The 23,840-nt window shown below is 71.8% G+C and carries 21 protein-coding genes; 10 read left to right on the top strand and 11 right to left on the bottom strand.

Going from position 1 to position 23,840, the window contains the following annotated elements:
* Positions 1–37: 37 nt before the first annotated feature.
* From uvrC to ACSQ2D_RS11860, 9 genes are all read left to right on the top strand, one after another.
* Positions 38–2,104: an excinuclease ABC subunit UvrC gene (uvrC, locus tag ACSQ2D_RS11900; protein ID WP_435986153.1), complete on the top strand. Its 2,067-nt coding sequence runs from the start codon at positions 38–40 to the stop codon at positions 2,102–2,104.
* Complete coding sequence (gene rapZ, locus ACSQ2D_RS11895) at positions 2,101–3,018, top strand: RNase adapter RapZ (RefSeq protein ID WP_435986152.1); 918 nt, start codon at positions 2,101–2,103, stop codon at positions 3,016–3,018. The genes uvrC and rapZ overlap by 4 nt, the downstream gene beginning before the upstream one ends.
* Positions 3,019–3,032: 14 nt before the next feature.
* Entirely contained in the window at positions 3,033–4,001 is a 969-nt protein-coding gene (locus ACSQ2D_RS11890; RefSeq protein ID WP_435986151.1) for a gluconeogenesis factor YvcK family protein, read from the top strand.
* A gap of 78 nt (positions 4,002–4,079) precedes the next feature.
* Complete coding sequence (gene whiA, locus ACSQ2D_RS11885) at positions 4,080–5,060, top strand: DNA-binding protein WhiA (RefSeq protein WP_435986150.1); 981 nt, start codon at positions 4,080–4,082, stop codon at positions 5,058–5,060.
* A 198-nt stretch (positions 5,061–5,258) separates the two neighbouring features.
* A complete protein-coding gene (gene gap / locus ACSQ2D_RS11880) occupies positions 5,259–6,263 on the top strand; it encodes a type I glyceraldehyde-3-phosphate dehydrogenase (RefSeq protein WP_435986149.1) in 1,005 nt (334 codons plus the stop codon).
* A gap of 105 nt (positions 6,264–6,368) precedes the next feature.
* The gene (locus ACSQ2D_RS11875) at positions 6,369–7,577 is read left to right on the top strand and encodes a phosphoglycerate kinase (RefSeq protein WP_435986148.1); all 1,209 of its coding nucleotides are present in this window, start codon (positions 6,369–6,371) and stop codon (positions 7,575–7,577) included.
* Positions 7,577–8,389, top strand: a complete 813-nt coding sequence (tpiA, locus tag ACSQ2D_RS11870; protein ID WP_435986147.1) for a triose-phosphate isomerase — start codon at positions 7,577–7,579, stop codon at positions 8,387–8,389. The genes ACSQ2D_RS11875 and tpiA overlap by 1 nt, the downstream gene beginning before the upstream one ends.
* Positions 8,390–8,555: 166 nt before the next feature.
* Positions 8,556–8,801, top strand: coding sequence for a preprotein translocase subunit SecG (secG, locus tag ACSQ2D_RS11865; protein ID WP_020144105.1), 246 nt, complete (start codon positions 8,556–8,558; stop codon positions 8,799–8,801).
* Positions 8,802–8,813: 12 nt separating this feature from the next.
* Positions 8,814–9,164, top strand: coding sequence for an RNA polymerase-binding protein RbpA (locus ACSQ2D_RS11860; protein ID WP_082081065.1), 351 nt, complete (start codon positions 8,814–8,816; stop codon positions 9,162–9,164).
* Positions 9,165–9,305: 141 nt separating this feature from the next.
* On the opposite strand, the gene pgl is transcribed toward ACSQ2D_RS11860, so the two are convergent.
* The 6 genes from pgl to tkt are packed head-to-tail and all read right to left on the bottom strand — an operon-like array spanning position 9,306 to position 18,162.
* Positions 9,306–10,040, bottom strand: coding sequence for a 6-phosphogluconolactonase (pgl, locus tag ACSQ2D_RS11855; protein WP_435986146.1), 735 nt, complete (start codon positions 10,038–10,040; stop codon positions 9,306–9,308).
* Positions 10,037–11,509, bottom strand: a complete 1,473-nt coding sequence (gene opcA, locus ACSQ2D_RS11850) for a glucose-6-phosphate dehydrogenase assembly protein OpcA (RefSeq protein WP_435986145.1) — start codon at positions 11,507–11,509, stop codon at positions 10,037–10,039. Before opcA ends, pgl begins: the two co-directional genes overlap by 4 nt.
* A complete protein-coding gene (zwf, locus tag ACSQ2D_RS11845) occupies positions 11,506–13,047 on the bottom strand; it encodes a glucose-6-phosphate dehydrogenase (protein WP_435986144.1) in 1,542 nt (513 codons plus the stop codon). The genes opcA and zwf overlap by 4 nt, the downstream gene beginning before the upstream one ends.
* A complete protein-coding gene (locus ACSQ2D_RS11840; RefSeq protein ID WP_435986143.1) occupies positions 13,044–14,684 on the bottom strand; it encodes a glucose-6-phosphate isomerase in 1,641 nt (546 codons plus the stop codon). The genes zwf and ACSQ2D_RS11840 overlap by 4 nt, the downstream gene beginning before the upstream one ends.
* A complete protein-coding gene (gene tal / locus ACSQ2D_RS11835) occupies positions 14,681–15,793 on the bottom strand; it encodes a transaldolase (protein WP_435986142.1) in 1,113 nt (370 codons plus the stop codon). The genes ACSQ2D_RS11840 and tal overlap by 4 nt, the downstream gene beginning before the upstream one ends.
* 5 nt (positions 15,794–15,798) lie before the next feature.
* Complete coding sequence (gene tkt, locus ACSQ2D_RS11830; RefSeq protein ID WP_435986141.1) at positions 15,799–18,162, bottom strand: transketolase; 2,364 nt, start codon at positions 18,160–18,162, stop codon at positions 15,799–15,801.
* A 189-nt stretch (positions 18,163–18,351) separates the two neighbouring features.
* Between tkt and ACSQ2D_RS11825 the strand changes: the two genes are divergently transcribed.
* Positions 18,352–19,326: a heme o synthase gene (locus ACSQ2D_RS11825; protein WP_435986140.1), complete on the top strand. Its 975-nt coding sequence runs from the start codon at positions 18,352–18,354 to the stop codon at positions 19,324–19,326.
* A gap of 62 nt (positions 19,327–19,388) precedes the next feature.
* Here ACSQ2D_RS11825 and ACSQ2D_RS11820 read toward each other — a convergent pair whose 3' ends face one another.
* The 5 genes from ACSQ2D_RS11820 to ACSQ2D_RS11800 all read right to left on the bottom strand — a co-directional run bounded on the left by ACSQ2D_RS11820 (position 19,389) and on the right by ACSQ2D_RS11800 (position 23,788).
* Positions 19,389–20,402: an NUDIX hydrolase gene (locus ACSQ2D_RS11820; RefSeq protein WP_435986139.1), complete on the bottom strand. Its 1,014-nt coding sequence runs from the start codon at positions 20,400–20,402 to the stop codon at positions 19,389–19,391.
* A gap of 9 nt (positions 20,403–20,411) precedes the next feature.
* Positions 20,412–21,452 carry a sensor histidine kinase gene (locus ACSQ2D_RS11815; RefSeq protein WP_435986138.1) on the bottom strand — a complete coding sequence of 347 codons (1,041 nt, stop codon included), beginning with the start codon at positions 21,450–21,452 and terminating at the stop codon, positions 20,412–20,414.
* Positions 21,449–22,159 carry a response regulator transcription factor gene (locus tag ACSQ2D_RS11810; protein WP_435986137.1) on the bottom strand — a complete coding sequence of 237 codons (711 nt, stop codon included), beginning with the start codon at positions 22,157–22,159 and terminating at the stop codon, positions 21,449–21,451. Before ACSQ2D_RS11810 ends, ACSQ2D_RS11815 begins: the two co-directional genes overlap by 4 nt.
* A 119-nt stretch (positions 22,160–22,278) precedes the next feature.
* Positions 22,279–23,244: a COX15/CtaA family protein gene (locus ACSQ2D_RS11805; RefSeq protein ID WP_435986136.1), complete on the bottom strand. Its 966-nt coding sequence runs from the start codon at positions 23,242–23,244 to the stop codon at positions 22,279–22,281.
* Between the two features lie 61 nt (positions 23,245–23,305).
* Positions 23,306–23,788 carry a DUF2231 domain-containing protein gene (locus ACSQ2D_RS11800; RefSeq protein WP_435986135.1) on the bottom strand — a complete coding sequence of 161 codons (483 nt, stop codon included), beginning with the start codon at positions 23,786–23,788 and terminating at the stop codon, positions 23,306–23,308.
* Positions 23,789–23,840 lie beyond the last annotated feature (52 nt).

The following is a 23,840-nucleotide window of genomic DNA, read 5'->3' as shown; positions in this document are numbered from 1 at the left end:
CTGCGGCGACGTCGGTGGCCCGACATAGGGTGGGAACGTGGCGGACCCGACGACCTACCGACCGAAGCCGGGGGAGATCCCGACCGACCCGGGCGTCTACCGTTTCCGCGACGCGCACGGCCGGGTCATCTACGTCGGCAAGGCCAAGTCGCTGCGCCCGCGGCTGTCGTCGTACTTCCAGGACATCACGGCGCTGCACCCGCGCACCGCGACGATGGTCACGACGGCGAGCTCGGTCGAGTGGACCGTCGTGCGCACCGAGGTCGAGGCGCTGCAGCTCGAGTACTCCTGGATCAAGGAGTTCGACCCGCGCTTCAACGTCAAGTACCGCGACGACAAGTCCTACCCCTTCCTCGCCGTCACGATGGGCGAGGAGTTCCCGCGCGCCCAGGTCATGCGCGGCGCCAAGCGCAAGGGCACCCGCTACTTCGGGCCCTACGGCCACGCGTGGGCCATCCGCGAGACCCTCGACCTGCTGCTCCGCGTCTTCCCGATCCGCACCTGCTCATCCGGTGTCTTCAAGCGCGCCACGGCGAGCGGCCGCCCGTGCCTGCTCGGCTACATCGACAAGTGCTCCGCCCCGTGCGTCGGCCGGGTCACCCCCGAGGAGCACCGGGCCATCGCCGAGGACTTCTGCGACTTCATGGCCGGCAACACGACACGCTTCGCCAAGCGCCTCGAGACGCGGATGAAGGAGGCGGCCGCCGAGCTCGACTTCGAGCAGGCCGCCCGTCTGCGCGACGACATCGGGGCCCTGACCAAGGCGCTCGAGAAGCAGGCCGTCGTCCTCGGTGACGCCACCGACGCCGACGTCTTCGCCCTCGCCGACGACGACCTCGAGGCCGCCGTGCAGGTCTTCCACGTCCGCGGCGGGCGCATCCGCGGCCAGCGCGGCTGGGTCGTGGAGAAGGAGAGCGAGGACCTCCCGACCCTCGTCGAGCACCTGCTCCTGCAGGTCTACGGCGACGCCGAGCGCGACGCGATCCCGCGCGAGGTGCTCGTCCCGACCGACCCCGCCGACGTCGAGGCCGTCACCGAGTGGCTCTCGTCGGTGCGCGGCTCGGCCGTCAGCGTCCGCGTCCCGCAGCGGGGCGACAAGCGCACGCTGATGGAGACCGTCCGGCGCAACGCCGAGCAGTCCCTGGCCCGGCACAAGGTGGCCCGCGCCGGGGACCTCACGCTGCGCAGCAAGGCCCTGCAGGAGCTGCAGGACTACCTCGGCCTCGACGACGCGCCACTGCGCATCGAGTGCTACGACGTCAGCCACGTCCAGGGCACCAACGTCGTCGCGTCGATGGTCGTCTTCGAGGACGGCCTCGCGCGCAAGAGCGAGTACCGCCGCTTCATCGTCCGTGGCGCGGCCACCGAGGACGGCGGCGAGCCCGCCACCGTCGACGACACCGCCGCGATGCGCGAGGTGCTGACCCGCCGGTTCCGGCGCTACCTCGAGGACGCCGAGGGTGCGGGCGACCTCGACCTGTCCACCGGGGTCGTCGGCGGATCGGCCGACAGCCCCAACAGCCCGGACCGGTCCACCGGCGCCGAGTCGTCCGGTGACGACGACGAGCCGTCCGTCTCCGGCCCGATCGACCCCGAGACCGGACGCCCGCGGCGGTTCGCCTACCCGCCCAGCCTCGTCGTCGTCGACGGCGGCCTGCCGCAGGTCAACGCCGCCCAGGCCGTGCTCGACGAGCTCGGCATCGAGGAGGTCGCGCTCGTCGGGCTCGCCAAGCGCCTCGAGGAGGTGTGGGTCCCTCGGGACGACCACCCGGTCATCCTGCCCCGCACGAGCGAGGGGCTCTACCTGCTCCAGCGGCTGCGCGACGAGGCGCACCGCTTCGCGATCACGTTCCACCGCCAGCGACGGTCCAAGGCGATGACGACGTCCCAGCTGGACGGCATACCCGGGCTCGGCGCGAGCCGTCAGAAGGCGCTGCTGCGCCACTTCGGTTCGGTCAAACGCCTTCGCGCGGCGGACACAACGGACATCATGGCCGTACCCGGCTTCGGCCGGTCGCTTGCCTCGGCCGTCGTCAACCACTTGGCTGAGGGAGCACCCCAGGAGCCAGCCGTGAACCTCACGACGGGAGAAGTGCTCGAATGACCGCCGACACCAGGCGCACACCGCAGACGCCCTTGGCCGATGCTCCGATCGTCATCGTCACCGGGATGAGCGGGGCCGGACGCAGCACGACCGCCAACGTCCTCGAGGACCTCGGCTGGCTCGTCGTCGACAACCTGCCGCCCCAGCTGCTCACCCACCTCGCGGAGCTGCGCGACGAGGCCCGCGCCCAGCACCCGGAGGCCCACCTCCAGCAGGTCGCGGTCGTCGTCGACGTGCGCTCACGCGGCTGGTTCGCCCAGCTCGAGGGCGCCATCGGCGCGGCCCGCGAGCGCGGCGAGCGTCCCAGCCTCGTCTTCCTCGACGCCACCGACGAGGCGCTCGTGCGCCGCTTCGAGAGCGTGCGCCGGCCGCACCCGCTCCAGGGCGACGGCCGCCTCCTCGACGGCATCCAGCGCGAGCGCGAGCTGCTCCTCGACCTGCGCTCGTCGGCCGACGTCGTCATCGACAGCTCGGGCCTCAACGTCCACCAGCTGAGCGCCAAGCTCTCCTCGCTCTTCGCGGGCGACCGACGTGTGCAGCTGCGCATCGCCGTCATGTCGTTCGGCTTCAAGTACGGCCTGCCGCTCGACGCCGACGTCGTCTTCGACATGCGCTTCCTGCCCAACCCGTACTGGGTGCCCGAGCTGCGGTCGCTGACCGGGCGCGACACTCCCGTCAGCGAGTTCGTCATGAGGCAGGAGGGCGCCGACGAGTTCCTCGACCGCTCCGGCGACCTGCTCGACACGATGATCGACGGCTACGTCCGAGAGGGGCGCCGCTACGTCACGGTGGCCGTCGGCTGCACCGGCGGCAAGCACCGCTCCGTCGCCATCGCCGAGGCGCTGAGCCAGCGGCTCGGCGGCCGCGACCGCGTCGACACGTTCGTCGTCCACCGCGACCTGGGTCGGGAGTGACCGGGACGACCGCGGTGACGACCCAGAGACTGCCCCTCGGCTCGTCGCACCACCGGCGCATCGTCGCGCTCGGCGGTGGCCACGGCCTGGCAGCGGCGCTGACCGCGCTGCGGCTGCTCACCGACAACGTCACCGCCGTCGTCACGGTCGCCGACGACGGTGGGTCGAGCGGGAGGCTGCGCGAGGAGTTCGACGTGCTGCCTCCCGGCGACCTGCGGATGGCGCTGTCGGCGCTCTGCGACGACAGCGACTGGGGCCACACCTGGCGTGACGTGCTCCAGCACCGCTTCGCCGGCACCGGCGACCTCCGGGGCCACGCCCTCGGCAACCTCATGATCGTCTCGATCTGGGAGCTGCTCGGCGACACGGTGCAGGGCCTCGACCTCGTGGGGCGCCTGCTCGGCGCGCGGGGCCGGGTGCTCCCGATGGCGGCCGAGCCGCTCGAGATCGTGGCCGAGATCCGCGGCCACGACCCCGCCCACCCCGACGCCACCGTCGACGTGCGCGGGCAGCACCGCGTCGCGTCGTCGCCGGGCATCGTGTCGTCCATCGGCATCGTGCCGACCTGCCCGGAGCCCTGCCACGAGGCGCTCTCAGCAGTCCGCGACGCCGACTGGGTGACGCTCGGCCCCGGGTCGTGGTTCACGTCCGTCATGCCGCACCTGCTCGTGCCCGACCTCGTCGACGCCCTGGTCTCGACGCCGGCCAAACGACTGCTCAACCTCAACCTCGAGGTGCACAAGGGGGAGACCCGCGACTTCCGCGCCGAGGACCACCTCGCCTCCTTCGCCGCCAACGCCCCCGACCTCCGGCTCGACGTCGTCCTCGCCGACCCGAGCGTCGTGCCCGACGACGCGTCCCTGCGCGCGGCCGCGGCCGAGCTCGGGGCCGAGCTCGTCGTCGCGCCCGTGGCGGCCCGGGGAGAGCCCGGGGTGCACGACCCGCTGCGGCTCGCGGCGGCGCTGCGTGACGTCATCTCCTGAGCGCGCGGCGACGCCGCTCACCGAGAGGGCCGGGGCTCCCGCACGAGGGTGCTTGATCAGGGTGGCAGGATGTCGCCCATGGCCATGACAGCGAAGGTGAAGGACGAGCTCTCACGCCTCGAGGTGACCAAACCCTGCTGTCGCAAGGCCGAGGTCTCGACGATGCTCCGCTTCGCCGGCGGCCTGCACATCATCGGGGGACAGATCGTCGTCGAGGCAGAGCTCGACACCGCGAACGCCGCACGCCGCCTGCGCCGCAACATCGCCGAGGTCTACGGCCACAAGAGTGACGTGCTCGTCCTCGCGGCCGGCGGCCTGCGTCGTGGCTCGCGCTACGTCGTCCGGGTCGTCGAGGAGGGCGCGACGCTCGCTCGGCAGACGGGGCTCATCGACACCCGTGGCCGTCCCGTCCGCGGACTGCCGCCCAAGGTCGTCAGCGCCGCGACGTGCGACTCCGAGGCGGCCTGGCGGGGTGCGTTCCTCGCCCACGGCTCGCTGACCGAGCCCGGCCGCTCGTCCGCGCTCGAGGTGACCTGCCCCGGGCCCGAGGCCGCACTGGCCCTCGTCGGCGCTGCCCGTCGGCTCGGCATCCAGGCCAAGGCCCGCGAGGTCCGCGGCGTCGACCGCGTCGTCATCCGCGACGGCGACGCCATCGGCGCGATGCTGACCCGTCTCGGCGCCCATGACGCCGTCATGGCGTGGGAGGAGCGGCGGATGCGTCGCGAGGTGCGGGCCACCGCCAACCGACTGGCCAACTTCGACGACGCCAACCTGCGCCGCTCGGCGCGCGCCGCCGTCGCGGCCGGAGCCCGGGTCGAGCGCGCGATGGAGCTGCTCGGCGAGGACGTCCCCGACCACCTGCGCGAGGCCGGGGTGCTGCGCCTCGAGCACAAGCAGGCGAGCCTCGAGGAGCTCGGCCAGCTGGCCAAGCCGCCGATGACGAAGGACGCCGTGGCCGGGCGCATCCGCCGCCTGCTCGCCATGGCCGACAAGCGGGCCGAGGAGCTCGGCGTCGCAGGCACCGACGCCAACCTCACGCCCGACATGCTCGAGAGCTGAGCGCGCCCGTCCACGTGGGTGGTCGGGGCCTGCCCGCCGGGGTGGCGCGTGCTGAGCGCGTGCTCACCAAGCGCTGAGACTGCCGCTTCGGCGTCGGAGGCGACGCACTAGGGTGTGGTGTGATCGAGGTCGCAACGGGGCGGTCCGAGGTCCGGCATTTTCGTCCGACACACAGTCTCACCGAAGAGGTGCACAGCAGTGACCGTTCGCGTTGGTATCAACGGCTTTGGCCGCATCGGCCGCAACTTCTTCCGCGCCATCGTGGCGTCCGGAGCCGACATCGAGGTCGTGGCAACCAACGACCTCATGGACAACAAGACCCTCGCCCACCTGCTCAAGTACGACTCGATCCTGGGCCGTTTCCCCGGTGAGGTCAGCTACGACGACACGTCGATCATCGTCGACGGCAAGGCCATCCGTGTCTTCGAGGAGCGCGACCCCGCCAACATCGACTGGGCCGGCGTCGGCGCCGACATCATCGTCGAGTCCACCGGCTTCTTCACCGACGCCCAGAAGGCCAAGGCCCACATCGACGGTGGGGCCAAGAAGGTCATCATCTCGGCACCGGCCAAGAACGAGGACATCACGATCGTGATGGGCGTCAACCACGAGCTGTACGACCCGGCCGCCCACACGGTGATCTCCAACGCGTCCTGCACGACGAACTGCCTCGCGCCGATGGCCAAGGCCCTCAACGACGAGTTCGGCATCGTCAAGGGGCTCATGACGACCATCCACGCCTACACGCAGGACCAGAACCTCCAGGACGCGCCGCACAAGGACCTCCGCCGGGCCCGCGCCGCCGCCCTCAACATCGTCCCGACCACGACCGGCGCCGCCAAGGCCGTCGCGCTCGTGCTGCCCGAGCTCAAGGGCAAGCTCGACGGCTACGCGCTCCGCGTCCCGGTCCCGACCGGTTCGGCCACCGACCTGACGTTCGAGGCCGGTCGCGAGACGACCGTCGAAGAGGTCAACGCCGCCGTCAAGGCCGCCGCCGAGGGCCCGATGAAGGGCTTCCTCGTCTACACCGAGGACGAGATCGTCTCCAAGGACATCGAGACCGACCCCGCCTCGTGCATCTTCGACGCCGGCCTCACCAAGGTCATCGGCAACCAGGTCAAGGTCGTCGGCTGGTACGACAACGAGTGGGGCTACTCCAACCGCCTCGTCGACCTCGTCGCGCTCGTCGGCAAGTCCCTCTGAGCCACACGGCCACCGCCCTCGGTGCTCTCATGAGCACCCCGGGCGGTGGCCGCACCCTTGTCATCCGTGCCCGCCCCATTCCCAACTGACGAAGAGGCATCCCGCGTGAAGACCACCAGCGACCTCGGGGATCTGCGCGGCAAGCGCGTCCTCGTCCGGTCCGACCTCAACGTGCCGCTCGACGGCTCGACGATCACCGACGACGGCCGCATCCGCGCCTCGGCCCCGACGATCAAGGGCCTGGCCGACGCCGGCGCCCGCGTCATCGTCTGCGCCCACCTCGGACGCCCCAAGGGCGCCCCCGAGGCCAGGTACTCCCTCGCTCCCGTCGCGAAGCGCCTGAGCGAGGTGCTCGGCCGCGACGTCGTCTTCGCCCACGACACCGTCGGTGACGACGCCAAGGCCAAGGCGGCCGCGCTCGAGGACGGGCAGGTCCTGCTCCTCGAGAACCTCCGCTTCAACGCCGGTGAGACGGCCAAGAGCGACGACGAGCGTGCCGAGTTCGCGCGCGAGCTCGCCGCTCTCGCAGACGTCTTCGTCTCCGACGGCTTCGGGGTCGTGCACCGCAAGCAGGCATCCGTCTACGACGTCGCGCGCCTGCTGCCGCACGCCACGGGCGACCTCGTCTCGACCGAGGTCGACGTGCTGCGTCGCCTGACCCGCGACCCCGAGCGGCCGTATGCCGTCGTCCTCGGCGGCGCGAAGGTCTCCGACAAGCTCGGCGTCATCGGCAACCTCCTCGGCACGGCGGACCGTCTCCTCATCGGCGGCGGCATGGTCTTCACCTTCCTCGCCGCCCAGGGCCACGAGGTCGGCAAGAGCCTGCTCGAGGCTGACCAGATCGACACGGTCAAGGGCTACCTCGACCGAGCCGAGAAGGAGGGCGTCGAGATCGTCCTGCCCGTCGACGTCGTCGCGGCCGACGCGTTCAGCGCCGACGCCGCCCACGAGGTCGTCGCGGCCGACGCCATCCCGGCCGACCGGATGGGTCTCGACATCGGCCCCGCGTCGAGCGCGCTCTTCGCCGAGAAGCTCGCCGACTGCCGCACGGTCTTCTGGAACGGCCCGATGGGTGCCTTCGAGATGGAGCCCTACGCCGCCGGCACCAAAGCCCTGGCCCAGGCGCTCGTCGACATCACCGCCCAGGGGGCGCTCACCGTCGTCGGGGGCGGCGACTCCGCGGCCGCGGTGCGCCAGCTCGGCTTCGCCGACTCCGACTTCGGCCACATCTCCACCGGTGGCGGTGCCAGCCTCGAGTACCTCGAGGGCAAGGAGCTGCCCGGACTCACCGTGCTCGAGGAGGGCGACGCCTGATGGCCAAGGACACCAAGCCGGTCGGGCGCGTGCCGCTCATGGCCGGCAACTGGAAGATGAACCTCGACCACCTCCAGGCGACGCACCTCGTGCAGAAGCTCGACTGGACACTGCGCGACGCGAAGCACGACCACGCGGCCGTCGAGGTCGCGGTGCTGCCGCCCTTCACCGACCTGCGCTCCGTGCAGACGCTCGTCGAGGGCGACAAGCTCGACCTCAGGTACGGCGCGCAGGACCTGTCGCCGCACACCTCGGGTGCCTACACCGGTGACATCTCCGGCGCCTTCCTCGCCAAGCTCGGCTGCACGTACGTCGTCGTCGGGCACAGCGAGCGGCGTGAGGGCCACGGCGAGACCGACGCCGTCGTGAACGCCAAGGTCAAGGCGGCCTACACCCACGGCCTGACGCCGATCCTGTGCTGCGGCGAGGCGCTCGACGTGCGCAAGGAGGGCCGCCAGGTCGAGCACGTCGTCGCCCAGCTGCGCGAGAACCTCGACGGGGTGACCAAGGAGCAGGCTGCCTCGGTCGTCATCGCCTACGAGCCGATCTGGGCCATCGGCACCGGCGAGGTGGCGACCCCCGACGACGCGCAGGAGGTCTGCGCGGCCATCCGCACGCTGCTCGCCGAGCTCTACAGCGGCGACGTCGCCGACGGCGTACGCGTCCTCTACGGCGGCAGCGTCAAGTCGGGCAACGTCGCAGCGATCATGGCCCAGGAGGACGTCGACGGCGCCCTCGTGGGCGGCGCGTCGATCGACCCGACGGAGTTCGCGTCGATCTGTCGCTACCGCGACCACGTCGGCACGTCCTGACCCGTTCCCGTCGGCCGGGCGCACTTCGACGGACTCCCACGGACTCCGACGGGGCCGTTCGGCCGATGGGCACTCGGGCAGGTATCCTTGCCCGAGCCCCGGAACACGCGGGGGAGTGGCCGTCCGGCCCGACGACCCCGAGATCCCGACGATTTGGAGTGACCACGTGGATGCGGTTCGCATCGTGCTTCAGGTCCTGCTGGTGCTGTCCAGCATGGTCCTGACCCTCTTCATCCTGCTGCACAAGGGCAAGGGTGGCGGGCTGTCCGACATGTTCGGCGGGGGCATGTCCACGTCGCTCGGTGGCTCTTCGGTCGCCGAGCGCAACCTCGACCGCTTCACGGTGGCCGTGGCGCTCGTGTGGGCGACGGCGATCATCGGTCTGGGCCTGCTGGCCCGTTTCGCGAGCTGAGAGAAGGAACAGATGGCCAGCGGTAACGCCATTCGTGGAAGCCGGGTCGGCGCCGGCCCGATGGGCGAGGCCGAGCGCGGCGACGCCGCCCCTCGCGTCCACATCTCCTACTGGTGCTCCAACGGGCACGAGACGCGTCCGAGCTTCGCCGAGGAGCCCGGCATGGTGCTGCCCGAGACGTGGGACTGCCCGCGCTGCGGCTTCCCGGCCGGCCAGGACAAGGAGAACCCTCCGGCTCCGCCGAAGGTCGAGCCCTACAAGACGCACCTCGCCTACGTGAAGGAGCGTCGCAGCGACGCCGACGGCGCCGCCATCCTCGACGAGGCCCTCAGCACGCTGCGCGAGCGCGGCCTCATCCAGTGACCTCACGGGTCGCCCTGCGGGTGACCTGACGACGAAGGGCCCGGGAGATCCTCCCGGGCCCTTCGTCGTGTGTGCCGTCTGCCGGCGCGTGCGGTCAGCGGGTGTATGCCGTCCGGTGGGCGGCGCTGCCGGCCGCGTCGGTCAGCCGAGGGCCGAGGCCGCGTCGGCGTCGACGAGCCACAGCGTCGCCTCGGTGCCCGCGGGTCCGGACGCCGGGACGTCCCATCGGTCCGCAGCGGGGTCGAGCGCGGCCTTGACCGCGTCGGCCTTGTCGCCCCCGGAGACGAGGAACCACACCTCGTGGGAGCGTTCGAAGCACTCGAAGGTGAGGCTGACGCGGTCCGGTGGGGGCTTCGGCGAGTCGTGCACGGCGACCGCGATGGCGTCGGTGACCCTCTGAGCGGGGTGGTGCGGGAAGAGCGAGGCGACGTGACCGTCCGGGCCGACGCCGAAGAGCACGACGTCCCACGCCTTCTGGCCGTGCTCGCGGATGGTGCGGGCGTACGCCTCGGCGCTGGCCTCGGCGCTCTCCGACGCGTCGGGGCCGGCCACCCGGTGCACCTTGGCCGGGTCGAGCCCCAGCGCGCTGAGCCCGGCCTCGTCGTTCTGGGTGTCGTTGCGGTCGGGGTCACCCGCCGGCAGGTAGCGCTCGTCGCCCCACCAGACCCGCACCCGTGACCAGTCGACGGCCGAGCGACCCGGCGTCGTCAGGACGGAGGCGATGATCGCCGAGCCCATGGACCCCCCGGTGAGCGCCACCTGGGCCTCGGGGTTGCGGGTCTGGGCATCGAGGAGCGCGGTGACGAACCGGGCGGCTGCGGCGTCGGCCAGGGACTGCTTGTCCGGATGGACGACGAGGCGGGGCTCGGCGGTCACGAGGTCGCCGTCCTGCTCGCCGACTTCGCCGTGCTCTTCGTCGTGCTCTTCGCCGTGCTCTTCGCCGTGCTCTTGGCGGCGGTCTTCGTCGCCGCCTTGCGGGCCGTGGCCTTGCGGGTGCCGGCCGTGGTGCGCGACGCGGTCTTCTTCGTCGTGCTCTTGGCGGCGCCACCCGTCTTCGCGGCAGTCTTCTTCGCCGCGGTCCGCGTGGTCGTCGTCGATGCCGCCTTGGTCGTCGCCCGCTTGGTGGTCGCCCGCTTGGCCGGCGCCCGCTTCGTCGCTGCCGTGCCCGTGGACGCCGTCTCGGTCCCCGTCGACGTCTTGCGGTTCTTGGCGGCCTGCTTCTCGCGGGGCGTCCGCTTGCCGGCGAGCTTGCGCGCGGTGGCCGCGTGCACGTCGGCGGTCTCGGCGTGCTCGGGCGCCGGGGGAGCCGTGATCATCGCGCTCGCCTCCTGCGCCGACTCGTCACGGCCCAGGCGAGCCGCGAGGCGGCGGGACTCCGCAGGGTCCGGAGCCTTGCCGACCTTGGCCGCGGCGGCTGCGGTGAGACGCACCGGCTGGAGCGCCGGGATGCCGTGCAGGAGCGAGTCCTCGTAGGCGTCGTCGGGGTCGAGGCGTCGCAGCTCGTCGGCCAGGCACTCGGGCAGCTCGCGTCGGGGCAGGCTGATCCGCCGGTCTGGCTGACCTGTCTGCGAGAGGGTGGCGACGTCGTCGCCGGGTCGCACGAGGTCGATCGGACCGCTCTTGCGCTCCAGCCGCACCGAGCTGATCCCCGAGCCACGTGGCGTCGACACCCGGTGCACGGGCACCTTGAGCCGGCGTGAGAGCCAGCCCGCGAGGAGGTCCGACGACGGGGAGTCGGGCGCACCGCTGACGACGGCGCCGGTGATCGGTTCGTAGGGCGGCTGGTCGAGGGCGGCTGCGAGCAGGCCGCGCCAGCGGGTCAGGCGGGTCCACGCGAGATCGGTGTCGCCCGGCGCGTAGTTGGCCGCGCGCTTCTTGAGCATGAGCCGCGGGTTGTGGTGCTCGGCGGCGTCGGTGATCCGGCGTTGGGCCATCGCACCGATGGGATCCTTGGCGACGTCGGCGGGAGCCTGGCCGGGCCACCACGCCACGATGGGGGAGTCCGGCAGCAGCAGCGGCACGACGACGCTGGGCCCGTGGTTCGCGAGTGCGCCGTACAGCCGCAGCACGACGATCTCGCTCGCACCCGCGTCACCGCCGAGGCGGATCTGCGCGTCGAGGCGGTTCTTGCCTCGTCGGTCGCCGGGGATCACGACGACGATGCGGCAGGGGTGCTGGCGGCTCGCCTGGTTGGCCACCTCGATGGCGTGCCCGGCGTCGGTGTCCTCGACGACGACGACGAGCGTCAACACCCGCCCCAGCGCCAGGGCGCCGACCTCGTTGCGCAGGCGCACGAGGGTCTTGCTGATCCCTGTCGTCGTGGTGTCGGTCAGGTCGCGGATCACGGCATCCTCCACGTTCGTCCGTCGCGTTCGAGCATGTGGTCCGCCGAGGGCGGACCCCAGGTGCCTGCGGGGTACTGCTCCGGCTTGCCGGCCTTGGCCCAGTGCTTCATGAGCGGGTCGAGGATCCGCCAGGACGACTCGACCTCCTCGTGCCGCGGGAAGAGCGGCGGGTCGCCGAGGAGCACGTCGAGGATGAGGCGTTCGTACGCCTCGGGCGAGGCCTCGGTGAACGACGAGCCGTAGCCGAAGTCCATGGTGACGTCGCGGACCTCCATCTGGGCACCCGGCACCTTGGAGCCGAAGCGGATGGTGACACCCTCGTCGGGCTGCACCCGGATGACGATGGCGTTCTGGCCGAGCTCCTCCGTGGCGGTGTGCTCGAAGGGCAGGTGTGGTGCCCGCTTGAAGACGACCGCGATCTCGGTGACGCGCTTGCCGAGACGCTTGCCCGTGCGCAGGTAGAACGGGACACCTGCCCAGCGCCGGGTGTCGACCTCGAGCGTCACCGCAGCAAAGGTCTCGGTGACCGACTTCGGGTCGACGCCGTCCTCGTCGAGGTAGCCGACGACCTCTTCGGCACCCTGCCAACCGGTCGCGTACTGCCCGCGCGCGGCGCCCTTGTCGAGGTCCGCAGGGAGGCGGACCGCCGAGAGCACCTTCTCCTTCTCGGCGCGAAGGTCCTTGGCGTCGAAGGAGACCGGCTCCTCCATGGCCGTGAGGGCCAGGAGCTGGAGCAGGTGGTTCTGGATGACGTCGCGCGCCGCACCGATGCCGTCGTAGTAGCCCGCGCGACCCGCGATGCCGATGTCCTCGGCCATGGTGATCTGCACGTGGTCGACGTAGTTCGCGTTCCAGACCGGCTCGAAGAGCTGGTTGGCGAAGCGCAGGGCGAGGAGGTTCTGGACCGTCTCCTTGCCGAGGTAGTGGTCGATGCGGAACACCGAGTCGGGCGGGAAGACGCCCTCGACGATCTCGTTGAGCTGCTGTGCGCTCTTGAGGTCGTGGCCGAACGGCTTCTCGATGATGACGCGTCGCCAGCTGTCGCCCTCGGCGGTGGTCAGGCCGCAGCGCTCGAGCTGCTCGCAGACCGTCGCGAAGAAACCCGGCGGGATCGAGAGGTAGAAGGCGTGGTTGCCGCCGGTGCCGCGGTCCCGGTCCAGCTCCTCGACCGTCTTGGCGAGCAGGTCGAACGCCGCCGGGTCATCGAACGTGCCGGGCACGAAACGGAATCCCTCGGACAGGTTGCGCCAGACGTCCTCGCTGAACGGGGTGCGAGCGTGCTGCTTGACGGCGTCGTGGACGACCTGGCCGAAGTCCTGGGTCGCCCAGTCGCGCCGCGCGAAGCCGACGAGCGAGAAGCCCGGCGGCAGCAGTCCGCGGTTGGCGAGGTCGTAGATCGCCGGCATGAGCTTCTTGCGGGCGAGGTCGCCGGTCACCCCGAACAGCACGAGACCGCAGGGTCCGGCGATCCGGGGGATGCGCTTGTCCTCGGCGGTGCGCAGCGGGTTGTTCCCGTGCGAGATGCGCGCCGGGCTCATGCGCGGCCCTCGGTCAGCAGCGCCTCGCGCAGCTGCGCGAGCCCTGCGTCGTGGTCGGTCAGGTGCAGCTGGAGGACCGGGCGACCGTGGTCGGCGAGGACCGCGGCGTCGCCGCCGGCCTGCGAGGCGATGAAGTCACCGAAGGTGAACTCGCGTCCGGGGATCGCGAGGTCCGCCTTGGGCGCCGTGGTCACCTGGAGGTAGACGCCGACGGCCGGGCCGCCCTTGTGGAACTGGCCGGTCGAGTGCAGGAAGCGCGGGCCCCAGCCGAACGTCGTCGGACGCTCGGTGCGGCGGGCCAGCGGGACGCGGCACTCGGCGAGGTCGGCGTCGGCCAGCCGGTCGAGGTAGGCCATGACGGCGACGTAGCCGTGCTCCGGGTCGAGCTGCGCGAAGAGGGCGTCGAGGGCCGCGGGGACGGTCTGCGCGTCGCCGAGCCAGTCGCTCGGACCACCCAGCGCGCGGATCTCGATGGCACCCACCGTGGCAGCCGGGTCGGCGCTCGCGCCCGTCCCCTGGTCGAGCAGGGCACGAGCTGCCTTCTTGGCGCTCTCGACGTCGGGCTGGTCGAACGGGTTGATGCCGAGCAGGCGGCCGGCGACGGCGGTCGCCACCTCCCACAGGAGCAGCTGGGCACCGAGGGCGCCGCCCACGCGGACCTCCGAGGCCACGTCGTCGGACGGGATCGCCTCGCTGTCGGCGGCGACAAGACGCGCCACGGTGACGTCGGCAGCGGGCCAGGCGACCTCCGGGTCCTGGTCGCCTCCGGCGACGACCGGGAGGACGCCGGTGCCGTTCTTGCCGGTGGACTCGGCGATGAGCTGCTCCGCCCAGTCGGCGAACCCGACGATGCCGGAGCCGTCGTCGACGAGGACGAGCTTGTCGCGGAGCGGGTCGGTGCCGCCCATGGCGGCGCCGAGGCGCAGGCCCGGGTTGGCGTCGTCGTCGGCGGCCAGCAGGTCGGCGACGGACTCGGCCTCGTCGAGCAGGGCCTCGACGTCGACACCGGCGAGCCCGCTCGGCACGAGGCCGAAGGCGGTCAGCGCCGAGTAGCGGCCACCGACGTCCGGGTCGGCGTTGACGACCCGGTAGCCCTTGGCCCGCGACTCCTCGTCGAGGGGGCTGCCCGGGTCGGTGACGACGACGATGCGCGACGCGGGGTCGATGCCGGCGTCGGTGAACGCCTGCTCGTAGGCACGGCGCTGTGAGTCGGTCTCGACGGTGGAGCCGGACTTGCTCGAGACGACGACCACGGTGTGCTCGAGGTCGTCGCCGAGCGCGCGACGGACGTAGTCGGGCTGGGACGAGTCGAGCACGACGAGCGGCTTGCCGGCCGTCGCGCAGATGACCTCGGGCGCGAGCGACGAGCCGCCCATGCCGCAGAGCACGACATGGGTCAGGCCCTGCTCGACGAAGGAGTCCCGCATGGCCGCGATCTCGCCGACGAGGGGGCGCGAAGAGCGCGGGAGACCCACCCACGACAGGCGGATCCGCGACTCGGACTCGGCGTCGGGACCCCACAGCGTGGCGTCCTTGGCGAAGAGGCGGCTCGCGACGGAGTCGTCGACGAGGCTCGGCACGTGCCTCCCGATCGCGTCCGCCGCTGCTCCCGATGCGCTGACGGACAGCGAGCTCATGCCGTCACCTTCTCCATCTCCGCGGTGACGCCGTCCAACAGCTCGCCCCAGGCCTTCTCGAACTTGTCGACACCCTCGGTCTCGAGCAGGTCGACGACCTCCGTGTAGGAGACGCCGAGGCGCTCGAGGTCGTCGAGCACGTTGGCGGCCAGCTCGTAGCCGCCCGTCACCGTGTCGCCGTGGATGTCGCCGTGGTCGGCCGTCGCCTCGAGCGTCTTGCCGGGCATCGTGTTGACGACGTCGGCGGCGACGAGCTCGTCGACGTACATCGTGTCGGGGTAGGCCGGGTCCTTGACGCCGGTCGAGGCCCAGAGCGGACGCTGCACGTTGGCGCCGGCCTCGGCCAGGGAGCCCCAGCGCGGCGTCGAGAAGACCTCCTCGAAGGCCTGGTAGGCGAGGCGCGCGTTGGCGAGCCCGGCCTTGCCCTTGAGGGCGCGCGCCTCGGGCGTGCCGATGGCGTCGAGTCGCGTGTCGATCTCGGTGTCGACGCGGGAGACGAAGAACGAGGCGACGGAGTGGATCGTCGAGAGGTCGTGACCGTTGGCGTGGGCCTTCTCGAGGCCCTCGAGGTAGGCGTTCATGACGGCGCGGTAGCGCTCGAGCGAGAAGATCAGCGTGACGTTGACGCTGATGCCCTCGGCGATGGTCGCCGTGATGGCCGGGAGGCCGGCCTTCGTGGCGGGGATCTTGATGAGCACGTTCGGGCGGTCGACGGCGGCATACAGCTGCTTGGCCTGCTCGACGGTCTTGTCGGTCTCGTGGGCGAGGCGCGGGTCGACCTCGATGGAGACGCGGCCGTCGACACCCTTCGTCGACTCGTAGATCGGGAGGAAGAGGTCGGAGGCGCGGCGCACGTCGGAGGTGGTCAGCTCGAAGACGACCTCCTCGACGTCCTTGCCGTCTTTCGTCAGCGCGGCGAGGTCGTCGTTGTAGCGCTCACCCTTGGAGAGGGCGGCCTGGAAGATCGACGGGTTCGACGTCAGGCCGACGACGTTGCGCTCGTCGATGAGCTCGGAGATCTTGCCCGTCTCGATGAGCTCGCGGGACAGGTCGTCGAGCCAGATGGAGACGCCGGCCTCTGAGAGGGCCTGGGTGTTCGGGTTGGTCATGCTGGTCACTTCCCCTTGCTCGTAGCGGATGCGGCTGCCGCGCCGGCGGCGTTGCCGCTGCCGGTGTGCGCGTCGCCACCCATGACATCGGTGGAGGCGCTCTGGGCGGCGCGGGCCGGGTTGGTCTCGGTGACACCGGGGGCCTTCGTCGCGGCGCCCTTGGCGGCCTTGATCGAGTCCTTGGCGGCCTTGACGACGGCGTCGGCGGTGATGCCGAACTCGCGGAACAGGGTGGCCTGGTCGGCGGAGGCGCCGAAGTGCTCGATGCTCACGATGCGTCCGGCGTCACCGACGATGTCGTGCCAGCCCATCGAGATCCCCGCCTCGACGCTGACGCGGGCCCGGACTGCCGGCGGCAGAACCTTGTCCTGGTAGGAACGGGTCTGCTTCTCGAACCATTCCCGGCAGGGCATCGACACGACGCGCGTCGCGATGCGGGACTTCTCGAGGCGCTCGGCGGCCTGGACCGCGAGCTGCACCTCCGAGCCGGTCGCGACGATGACGACGTCGGGGTCACCGGCGCGCGACTCCTCGACGAGGACGTAGGCGCCCTTGGCGACGCCGCTGACCTTGCCGTACGTCGTGCGGTCCCAGGTCGGGACGGGCTGGCGCGTCAGGCAGAGCGCGGCCGGGCCGTCGGTGTTCGTCAGGATCTGGGCCCAGGCCGCAGCGGTCTCGTTGGCGTCCGCCGGGCGGACGACGTCGAGGCCGGGGATGGCGCGCAGGGCCGCGAGGTGCTCGATCGGCTGGTGGGTCGGGCCGTCCTCGCCGAGGCCGATGGAGTCGTGCGTCCAGACGTACGTCACGGGTGCCTGCTGGATCGCGGCCAGACGCACGGCGGGGCGCATGTAGTCGGAGAAGACGAGGAAGGTGCCGCCGTAGGGACGGGTCAGCCCCTCGAGCGCGATCCCGTTGAGGATCATGCCCATGCCGTTCTCGCGGATGCCGAAGTGCAGGGTGCGCCCGAACGGGCCGCCCTTCCACGTCGACGTCTGCTTCGAGGTCGGGATGAAGGAGGGCTGGCCCTCCATCGTCGTGTTGTTGGACTCGGCGAGGTCGGCAGAGCCGCCCCAGAGCTCGGGCATGACGTCGGCGATGGCCGTGAGGACCTTGCCGGAGGCGGCACGGGTCGCGACGCCCTTCTCGTCGGCGGGGAAGGTCGGCATGGCCTTGGCGAGACCGGCCGGGGCCTGGCCTGCGAGGATGCGGTCGAGCAGGACCGCGCGGTCGGGGTTGGCCTTGCGCCAGGCCTTGTACGCCTTGTCCCACTCGCGGTGGGCGGCCTTGCCGCGCTTGACGACGTCGCGGGCGTGCTTGAGGACGGCGGGCTCGACGACGAACGTCTTCTTCGGGTCGAAGCCGAGCAGCTCCTTGGTCCCGCCGATCTCCTCGTCACCGAGGGCCGACCCGTGCGACTTGCCGGTGTTCTGCTTCGTCGGTGCGGGCCACGCGATGATCGTGTGGAGCACGACGAGGGTCGGCTTGTTCGTCACCTTGTCGCCGGAGCGGATCGCGGCGAGCAGGGCGTCGACGTCCTCGACGTAGGTGGCGCCGTCGGCGTCCTTGCGCCAGTCGACCTCCACGACGTGCCAGCCGTAGGCCTCGAAGCGCGCGGCGACGTCCTCGCTGAACGCGATGTCGGTGTCGTCCTCGATGGAGATCTGGTTGGCGTCGTAGACGACGGTGAGGTTGCCGAGCTCCTGGTGGCCGGCGAGGGCGCAGGCCTCGTGGGACACGCCCTCCTGCATGTCGCCGTCGGAGGCGATGACGTAGACGTGGTGGTCGAAGGGGCTCGTCCCGGGCTTGGCGTCCGGGTCGAAGAGGCCGCGCTGGCGGCGCTGCGCCATGGCCATGCCGACGGCCGACGCGAGGCCCGAGCCGAGCGGGCCGGTCGTGATCTCGACACCCGGCGTGTGGTGGACCTCGGGGTGCCCGGGCGTCAGCGACCCCCACGTGCGCAGCGACTTGAGGTCGTCGAGGGAGAGGCCGTAGCCGCTGAGGTAGAGCTGGATGTACTGCGTCAGGCTCGAGTGCCCGCAGGAGAGCACGAACCGGTCGCGTCCGAGCCAGGCCGGGTCGGAGGGGTCGTGCGTCATGACGTTCTGGTAGAGCAGGTACGCGAGCGGCGCGAGCGACATGGCCGTGCCGGGGTGGCCGTTGCCGACCTTCTGGACGGCGTCGGCGGCGAGCAGACGCGTGGTGTCGACCGCGCGGACGTCGAGGTCGTTCCAGCCGGCCTTCTTCGCCACGGGCAGCGGCAGACCCGGGTCGCGCTGTGCCAGCAGGCCCTTCGTCTTCGCCGTCCGCGTGGTGCCGGATCGGGTGGGCTTCTTCGCCTTCGTGGCGGTGCTGGACGCAGCAGTGGGCACGGAACGGGTCTCCTTCAACAAGGGTTGATCACGTACGGCCACGAGCCTAGTGCCCGCGCTGTGAGGGACGACACCTCGCCCGGGGGTCGGTACAGCGTTCTCCTGGTGCGGTGCCGGCCGTCCGCAGTGACGGTCTAGACTTGCGACGCAATGCTCACGTACCCAGCGGGTCGGAGCGACGTACCAGCGGTGAGGATCTCAGTGACAACGGTGGACCCCCGCGCCGACCTCTCGGCGCTGCACGGTCCCGACGGCAGTGGGCTGAAGTTCCTCCTCGGACAGTACGTCTCGCTGATGAAGCCGCGGATCATCGAGCTGCTCCTCATCACGACCATCCCCGTGATGTTCCTGGCCGAGCAGGGCGTGCCCGACCTGTGGCTCGTCGTCGTCACCGTGGTCGGCGGCACGCTGTCCGCCGGAGCGGCCAACACGCTCAACTGCTACATCGACCGCGACATCGACGCCGTCATGCACCGCACGAGCCGCCGGCCGCTCGTCACCGGCACGGTCAGCCCGCGCGGCGCCCTCGTGTTCGGGGTGGCGCTCGCCGTCGTCTCGACGGTCTGGCTGGGCCTGCTCGTCAACTGGCTGAGCGCGTGGCTCGCCCTCGGGGCACTGCTCTTCTACGTCTTCGGCTACACGCTCCTGCTCAAGCGCCGCACGGCCCAGAACATCGTCTGGGGCGGTGCCGCGGGTTGCATGCCGGTGCTCATCGGCTGGTCGGCCGTGACCGACTCGCTCAGCTGGTCGGCGTTCATCCTCTTCATGGTCATCTTCTTCTGGACGCCGCCGCACTACTGGCCGCTGTCGATGCGCTACAAGGACGACTACGCCACGGCCCACGTGCCGATGCTGCCGGTCGTCGAGCGCTTCGTCGTCGTCGCGCGCCAGATCGTGGCCTACTCGTGGGCCATGGTGCTGACGTCCCTCGCGCTCGTGCCGGTCCAGCAAGTCGGCTGGGTCTACACCGCGGCCGCCGTCGTCGCCGGTGCGCTCTTCCTCACCGAGGCGCACCGCCTCCTCGCCAAGGCGAAGGCGGGTGCGGCCGAGGACGTCCTCAAGCCGATGCGCCTCTTCCACTTCTCGATCACGTACCTCACGGTCCTCTTCGTGGGTGTCGCGCTCGACCCCATCTGGCACCTGCCGCTGCCGTTCTTCTCCTGACCGGAGGCGCCCACAGCGGGCGTATGCCGCGTGGCGCGGTCAGGGGCTCGCTAGGGGGCTCGCTAGGGGCTCGGCGTGCCGTCCTCGAGGTAGAGCGTCCCGCCCTCGTGCCCGTGCAGGGCGGTGAGCAGCCGCTCGTTGTAGGGGGCGACCCGACCCGGCCAGTCGTCGGGGCCGGTCCAGTGGATGTCGCGGATCTCGCGCTGCTGCAGGTGCACCCCCTCGACGACGTCGGTCCCGACGATGCCGAGGTCGAAGACGAAGACCGTCGCGTCACCCCATCCGTGCAGCGCGGGGAGCCAGTTGACGGCGAGCAGCGGCCCCGCCGTGACGGTGAGGTCGAGCTCCTCGCGGACCTCGCGCACGACGCAGGCAGCGGGGGACTCGTGCCGGTCGACGACGCCGCCGGGGAGGTCCCACTCGCGCTTGTAGACGAGCTCGCACAGGAGCAGGTGACCCGCGTCCGAGCGGAGGACGCCCTGGGCGATGGCGCGCTTGGTCGGCAGCGTGGAGTCGAGCATGGCCGTGAAGCCCTCACGCGTGTCCGGGTGGGCGTCGTCGCGACGCCGACCGAGCACGACGGTGTCCTGCCGGAGCCCGGCGAGGGTCGCGTTGCCCCGCAGGCGGCCCTCCCGCCGCAGTCCGGCGCGCAGCGCGGTGCGCACGGACGCGCGGTTGTCGGGGTTGACGTGCGCCTCGACCCGCTCGAGGCCGAGCGCGTTGAAGGCCCACTCGACGAGGAGGCGGACGGCCCGCCACGCGAGCCCCTGGCCGCGGTAGGGCGCGAAGACCGCCCAGGACAGGACGCCCACCCCGGGGTCCTGCACCCGGACGTCGACGGTGCCCGCGGCGCGCCCGCGCCACTCGACGAGGTAGGTGACCTTGGACCGCGCGGTCCACTCGGTGTGGGTGCGCTCGATCCACGCCCGGTGCTCGTCCGGGGGCGGTTCGACCGCGGGGAAGTCGAACCAGCGGGCGATCTCGCGGTCGTGCAGGGGCCGGGTGGCGTCACTGTCGTCGAGCGTCCACGGCCGCAGCACGAGCTCGCCCTCACGGAGCGTCGGCTGGTCGGTCACCGCCCCAGCCTAGGGATGACCGCCCGGCAGCGGCTGGGTGAGGGGGCCCGACAGGGGCAGGGTCAGCTCGAACCGGCAGCCGGGGCGGACGTTGGTCACGGTCACGTCGCCGCCGTGCGCCCTGGCGATGCCGCGCGCGACGGCGAGGCCGAGGCCGGCGCCGACTCCTGCGGCCGGCGTCCGGGCGCTCGTGCCGCGCCAGCCCGGCTCGAAGAGCCGGTCGAGCTCGTCCTGAGGTATGCCGCCACAGCCGTCCGCGACGGCGATGCGAGCCACGTCGTGGTCGGCCGCGAGCGAGATGTCGACGCTGCCGCCGGCGTCGGTGTGGGTCAGGGCGTTCGTCACGAGGTTGGCGAGGGCCCGCGAGAGCTCGCCCGCGTCGGCCGAGGCGGTGACGGAGTCGGCCGGGGCGGAGCCGGCCACGTGCACCCCACGGCGGTCCGCGAGGACGCGCGCCGAGGCGAGGGCGTCGGAGACCAGGTCGCCGAGGTCGACGGGCGCGCGGTCGAGCCGCAGGGTGCCGGACTGCAGGCGGGACAGGGCGAGGAGCCCGCCGACCATGTCGGACATGCGGTCGGCCTCGGACCGGATGCGTGCGGGATACGACCCGTCGGCGGGGGCATGGCCGTCCTCGAGGGCCTCGGCCATCGCACGGATGCCGGCGAGCGGCGTGCGCAGGTCGTGCGACACCCAGGCGACGAGCTCACGGCGGCTCTCCTCGACCTGCCGGTCACGGTCGCGCTCGGCGGCCTCCTCGGCGGAGGCGCGCATCAGCTCCTGCACCCGCCGGGCGATGAGCCAGCCGAAGACGGCCGCGATGGGAAGGGAGGTCGCCGTCACGACGAGGACCACGGCCTGGTCGTGCTCGTTGATGAACATCGCGCGTGCCGTGACGACGACGCCGAGCGCGACGCTGAGGATGACGACGACGGGTGCGACGACGGCGGCGGCGACGAGCGACCGGGCGGCGAGCGCCCGGACGACGAGGGCCCCGACCGTCCCGACGGCGACGGCCGCGAGCGCGGCGAGCAGCGCCGCCTCGGCGATCACGGCCCGGCCGCCGTCGCAGGGGCCGCGCCGTCCCAGCGGTAGCCGACGCCCCACACGGTCTGGAGCCGGACCGGTCGCGCGGGGTCGGTCTCCACCTTCTCGCGCAGACGGCGTACGTGGACGGTGACCGTGGACTCGTCGCCGTACTCCCAGCCCCACACCCGCTCCATCAGCTCGCGCCGGGAGAAGGCGGTGCCCGGGTGCGCCAAGAGGTGGGCGAGCAGGTCGAACTCGCGGCTGGTCAGGGCGAGCAGGCCGTCGCCGAGCCACGCCTGGTGGCGTCGGGTGTCGACCCGCAGGTCGTCGTCGACGAGGGTGGTCGCGGCGGGCGGGGTGGTGGCGGGCGTCGCCCGGCGCAGGATCGACTGGATGCGCAGCACGAGCTCGCGGCTGCTGAACGGCTTGGTCACGTAGTCGTCAGCGCCGATCTCGAGGCCGAGCACCCGGTCGGACTCCTCGCCCCGGGCGGTCAGCATGACGACGGGCAGGTCGCCGCGCTCCGAGCGCAGCCTGCGGAAGACCTCGAGACCGTCGAGCCCGGGCAGGGTCAGGTCGAGCACGACGAGGTCGGGGGAGCGGTCCCGGGCGACGGCCAGCGCGTCGTGGCCGTCCTGGGCTTCGAGGACGTCGAGCCCGGCGCGGGTCAGGTAGCCGGCGACGACCTCGCGCAGGGTGGGGTCGTCGTCGACGACGAGGACGGTGGGCACGCCATCAGCCTACGGAGCGACGGTCCTGGGAGGACCGCGAAAGTCCTTGCGGTCCGGTGACGTCGTCCGGTTGTCGGGTGCGTCAGGTGCGTCAGGTGCGGTCGGTGCGGTCGGTGCGATCAGACCGGGTGGCGTCTCGTCGCGAGGACGCCGAAGGTCAGGGCGACGACGAGCAGGCTGGCCCCGAGCATGTGGAGCAGGACGAGCAGCTCGGGCAGCTTCGTGAAGTACTGGACGTAGCCGATGAGTCCTTGCGCGAGGGTGACGACGAGCACCATGGTCCAGGCACGGCGGGCCTCGTCGGTGGTCGCCGTGATGCGCACCGCGACGAGGGTCGCGATGACGAGACCGCAGAAGAGCATGACGGCGTCGGCGTGCATCCACGACACGAACCGCGGGTCGAAGCCCGTGCGCGCGGGCCGGTCGGCGTCGCCCGAGTGGGGCCCCGAGCCGGTGACGACGGTGCCGAGGAGCAGCACGACCGCCCCGACGGCGCTCGTGCCGAGGGCCAGCGTTCGCGCGAGCGGGTGCACGACGAGCTCGCCGGGGCCGGACACGTCGTCCTGCGCACCGCGCACGAGCATCGTCGACAGCGAGACGAGGACCATGGAGAGCAGGAAGTGCGACATGACGGTCCACGGGTTGAGGCCCGTCAGGACGGTGATGCCGCCGAGCACGGCCTGCGCGGGGATGCCGGCGAGGACGCCGATGGCGACGCGGTGCAGCCGACGGCGTCGAGGCCAGTGCGTGAGCACGACCCACAGCGACGCGAGCGCGAGCACGGTGACGACGCTCGTCAGGGTGCGGTTGCCGAACTCGACGAGGTCGTGGAACTCGCTCTCGGGCGTGCGGACCGGCGTGAACGAGCCGGGCTGGCACTCCGGCCACGTGCTGCACCCGAGCCCGCTGCCGGTGAGGCGCACGATGCCCCCGGTCACGACGATGCCGACCTCGCCGACGAGGTTGGCCAGCAGCAGCGGACGCACCCATCGGGAGGGGGCGGCGGGGAGACGGCCGGCGGCCCGGGCGAGACGGCTGAGACCGGTCGCCGGGTCGGCGTCGGTCACGGTAGGCGTGGAGGACACCCCGCAAGGGTATGCCGCACGGCTCGGTCCCCCCGCATCGCCCCGTGTCGCGGGGACGCGCTCAGGCGAGGCCGTTCCAGACCACCTGGGATCCCGCGTGGCCGGCCAGGACGACGGTGATGATGGCGGCCACGGCCGACAGGACGACGAGCGTGCCGATGATGACGTCGAAGGCGTGGCCGCGCGGCGACTCCTCCTCCGGCGGACGCGCGAACCACAGGGCCACGAGGGTGAGGACCATGAAGAGCAGGCAGAACAGCTTGGCACGGTCGCCCCACTCGACGTGCTCACGCAGCAGGTCGAAGTCGGTCGTGCTCGCTCGCACGGCGGACACCCGGCGCTGCAGGGCCTCGCCGCTCTCGGCCGCGACGAACGCCGAGACGCCCGAGATCAGGGCACCGGCGGCCGTGGGCCAGCGCAGGAGTCGTCGCCACGCGGGGCGCACGACGTAGGCGATCGCGCACAGCGCCGAGAGCGGCACGAGGACGACGACCGCGTGGATCACGAGAGCGTGCATCGGAAGTCCGAAGATGTAGTCGAACACGTCGCCTCCGGGCCGGTCGGGGTCATGGGTGGGTGGTGCGGCTGCTCCGTGC

It is taken from the genome of Terrabacter sp. LjRoot27, from assembly GCF_964254175.1.
Taxonomy (GTDB): Bacteria; Actinomycetota; Actinomycetes; order Actinomycetales; family Dermatophilaceae; genus Terrabacter.
This window is presented reverse-complemented; position numbering and strand designations above follow the sequence as displayed.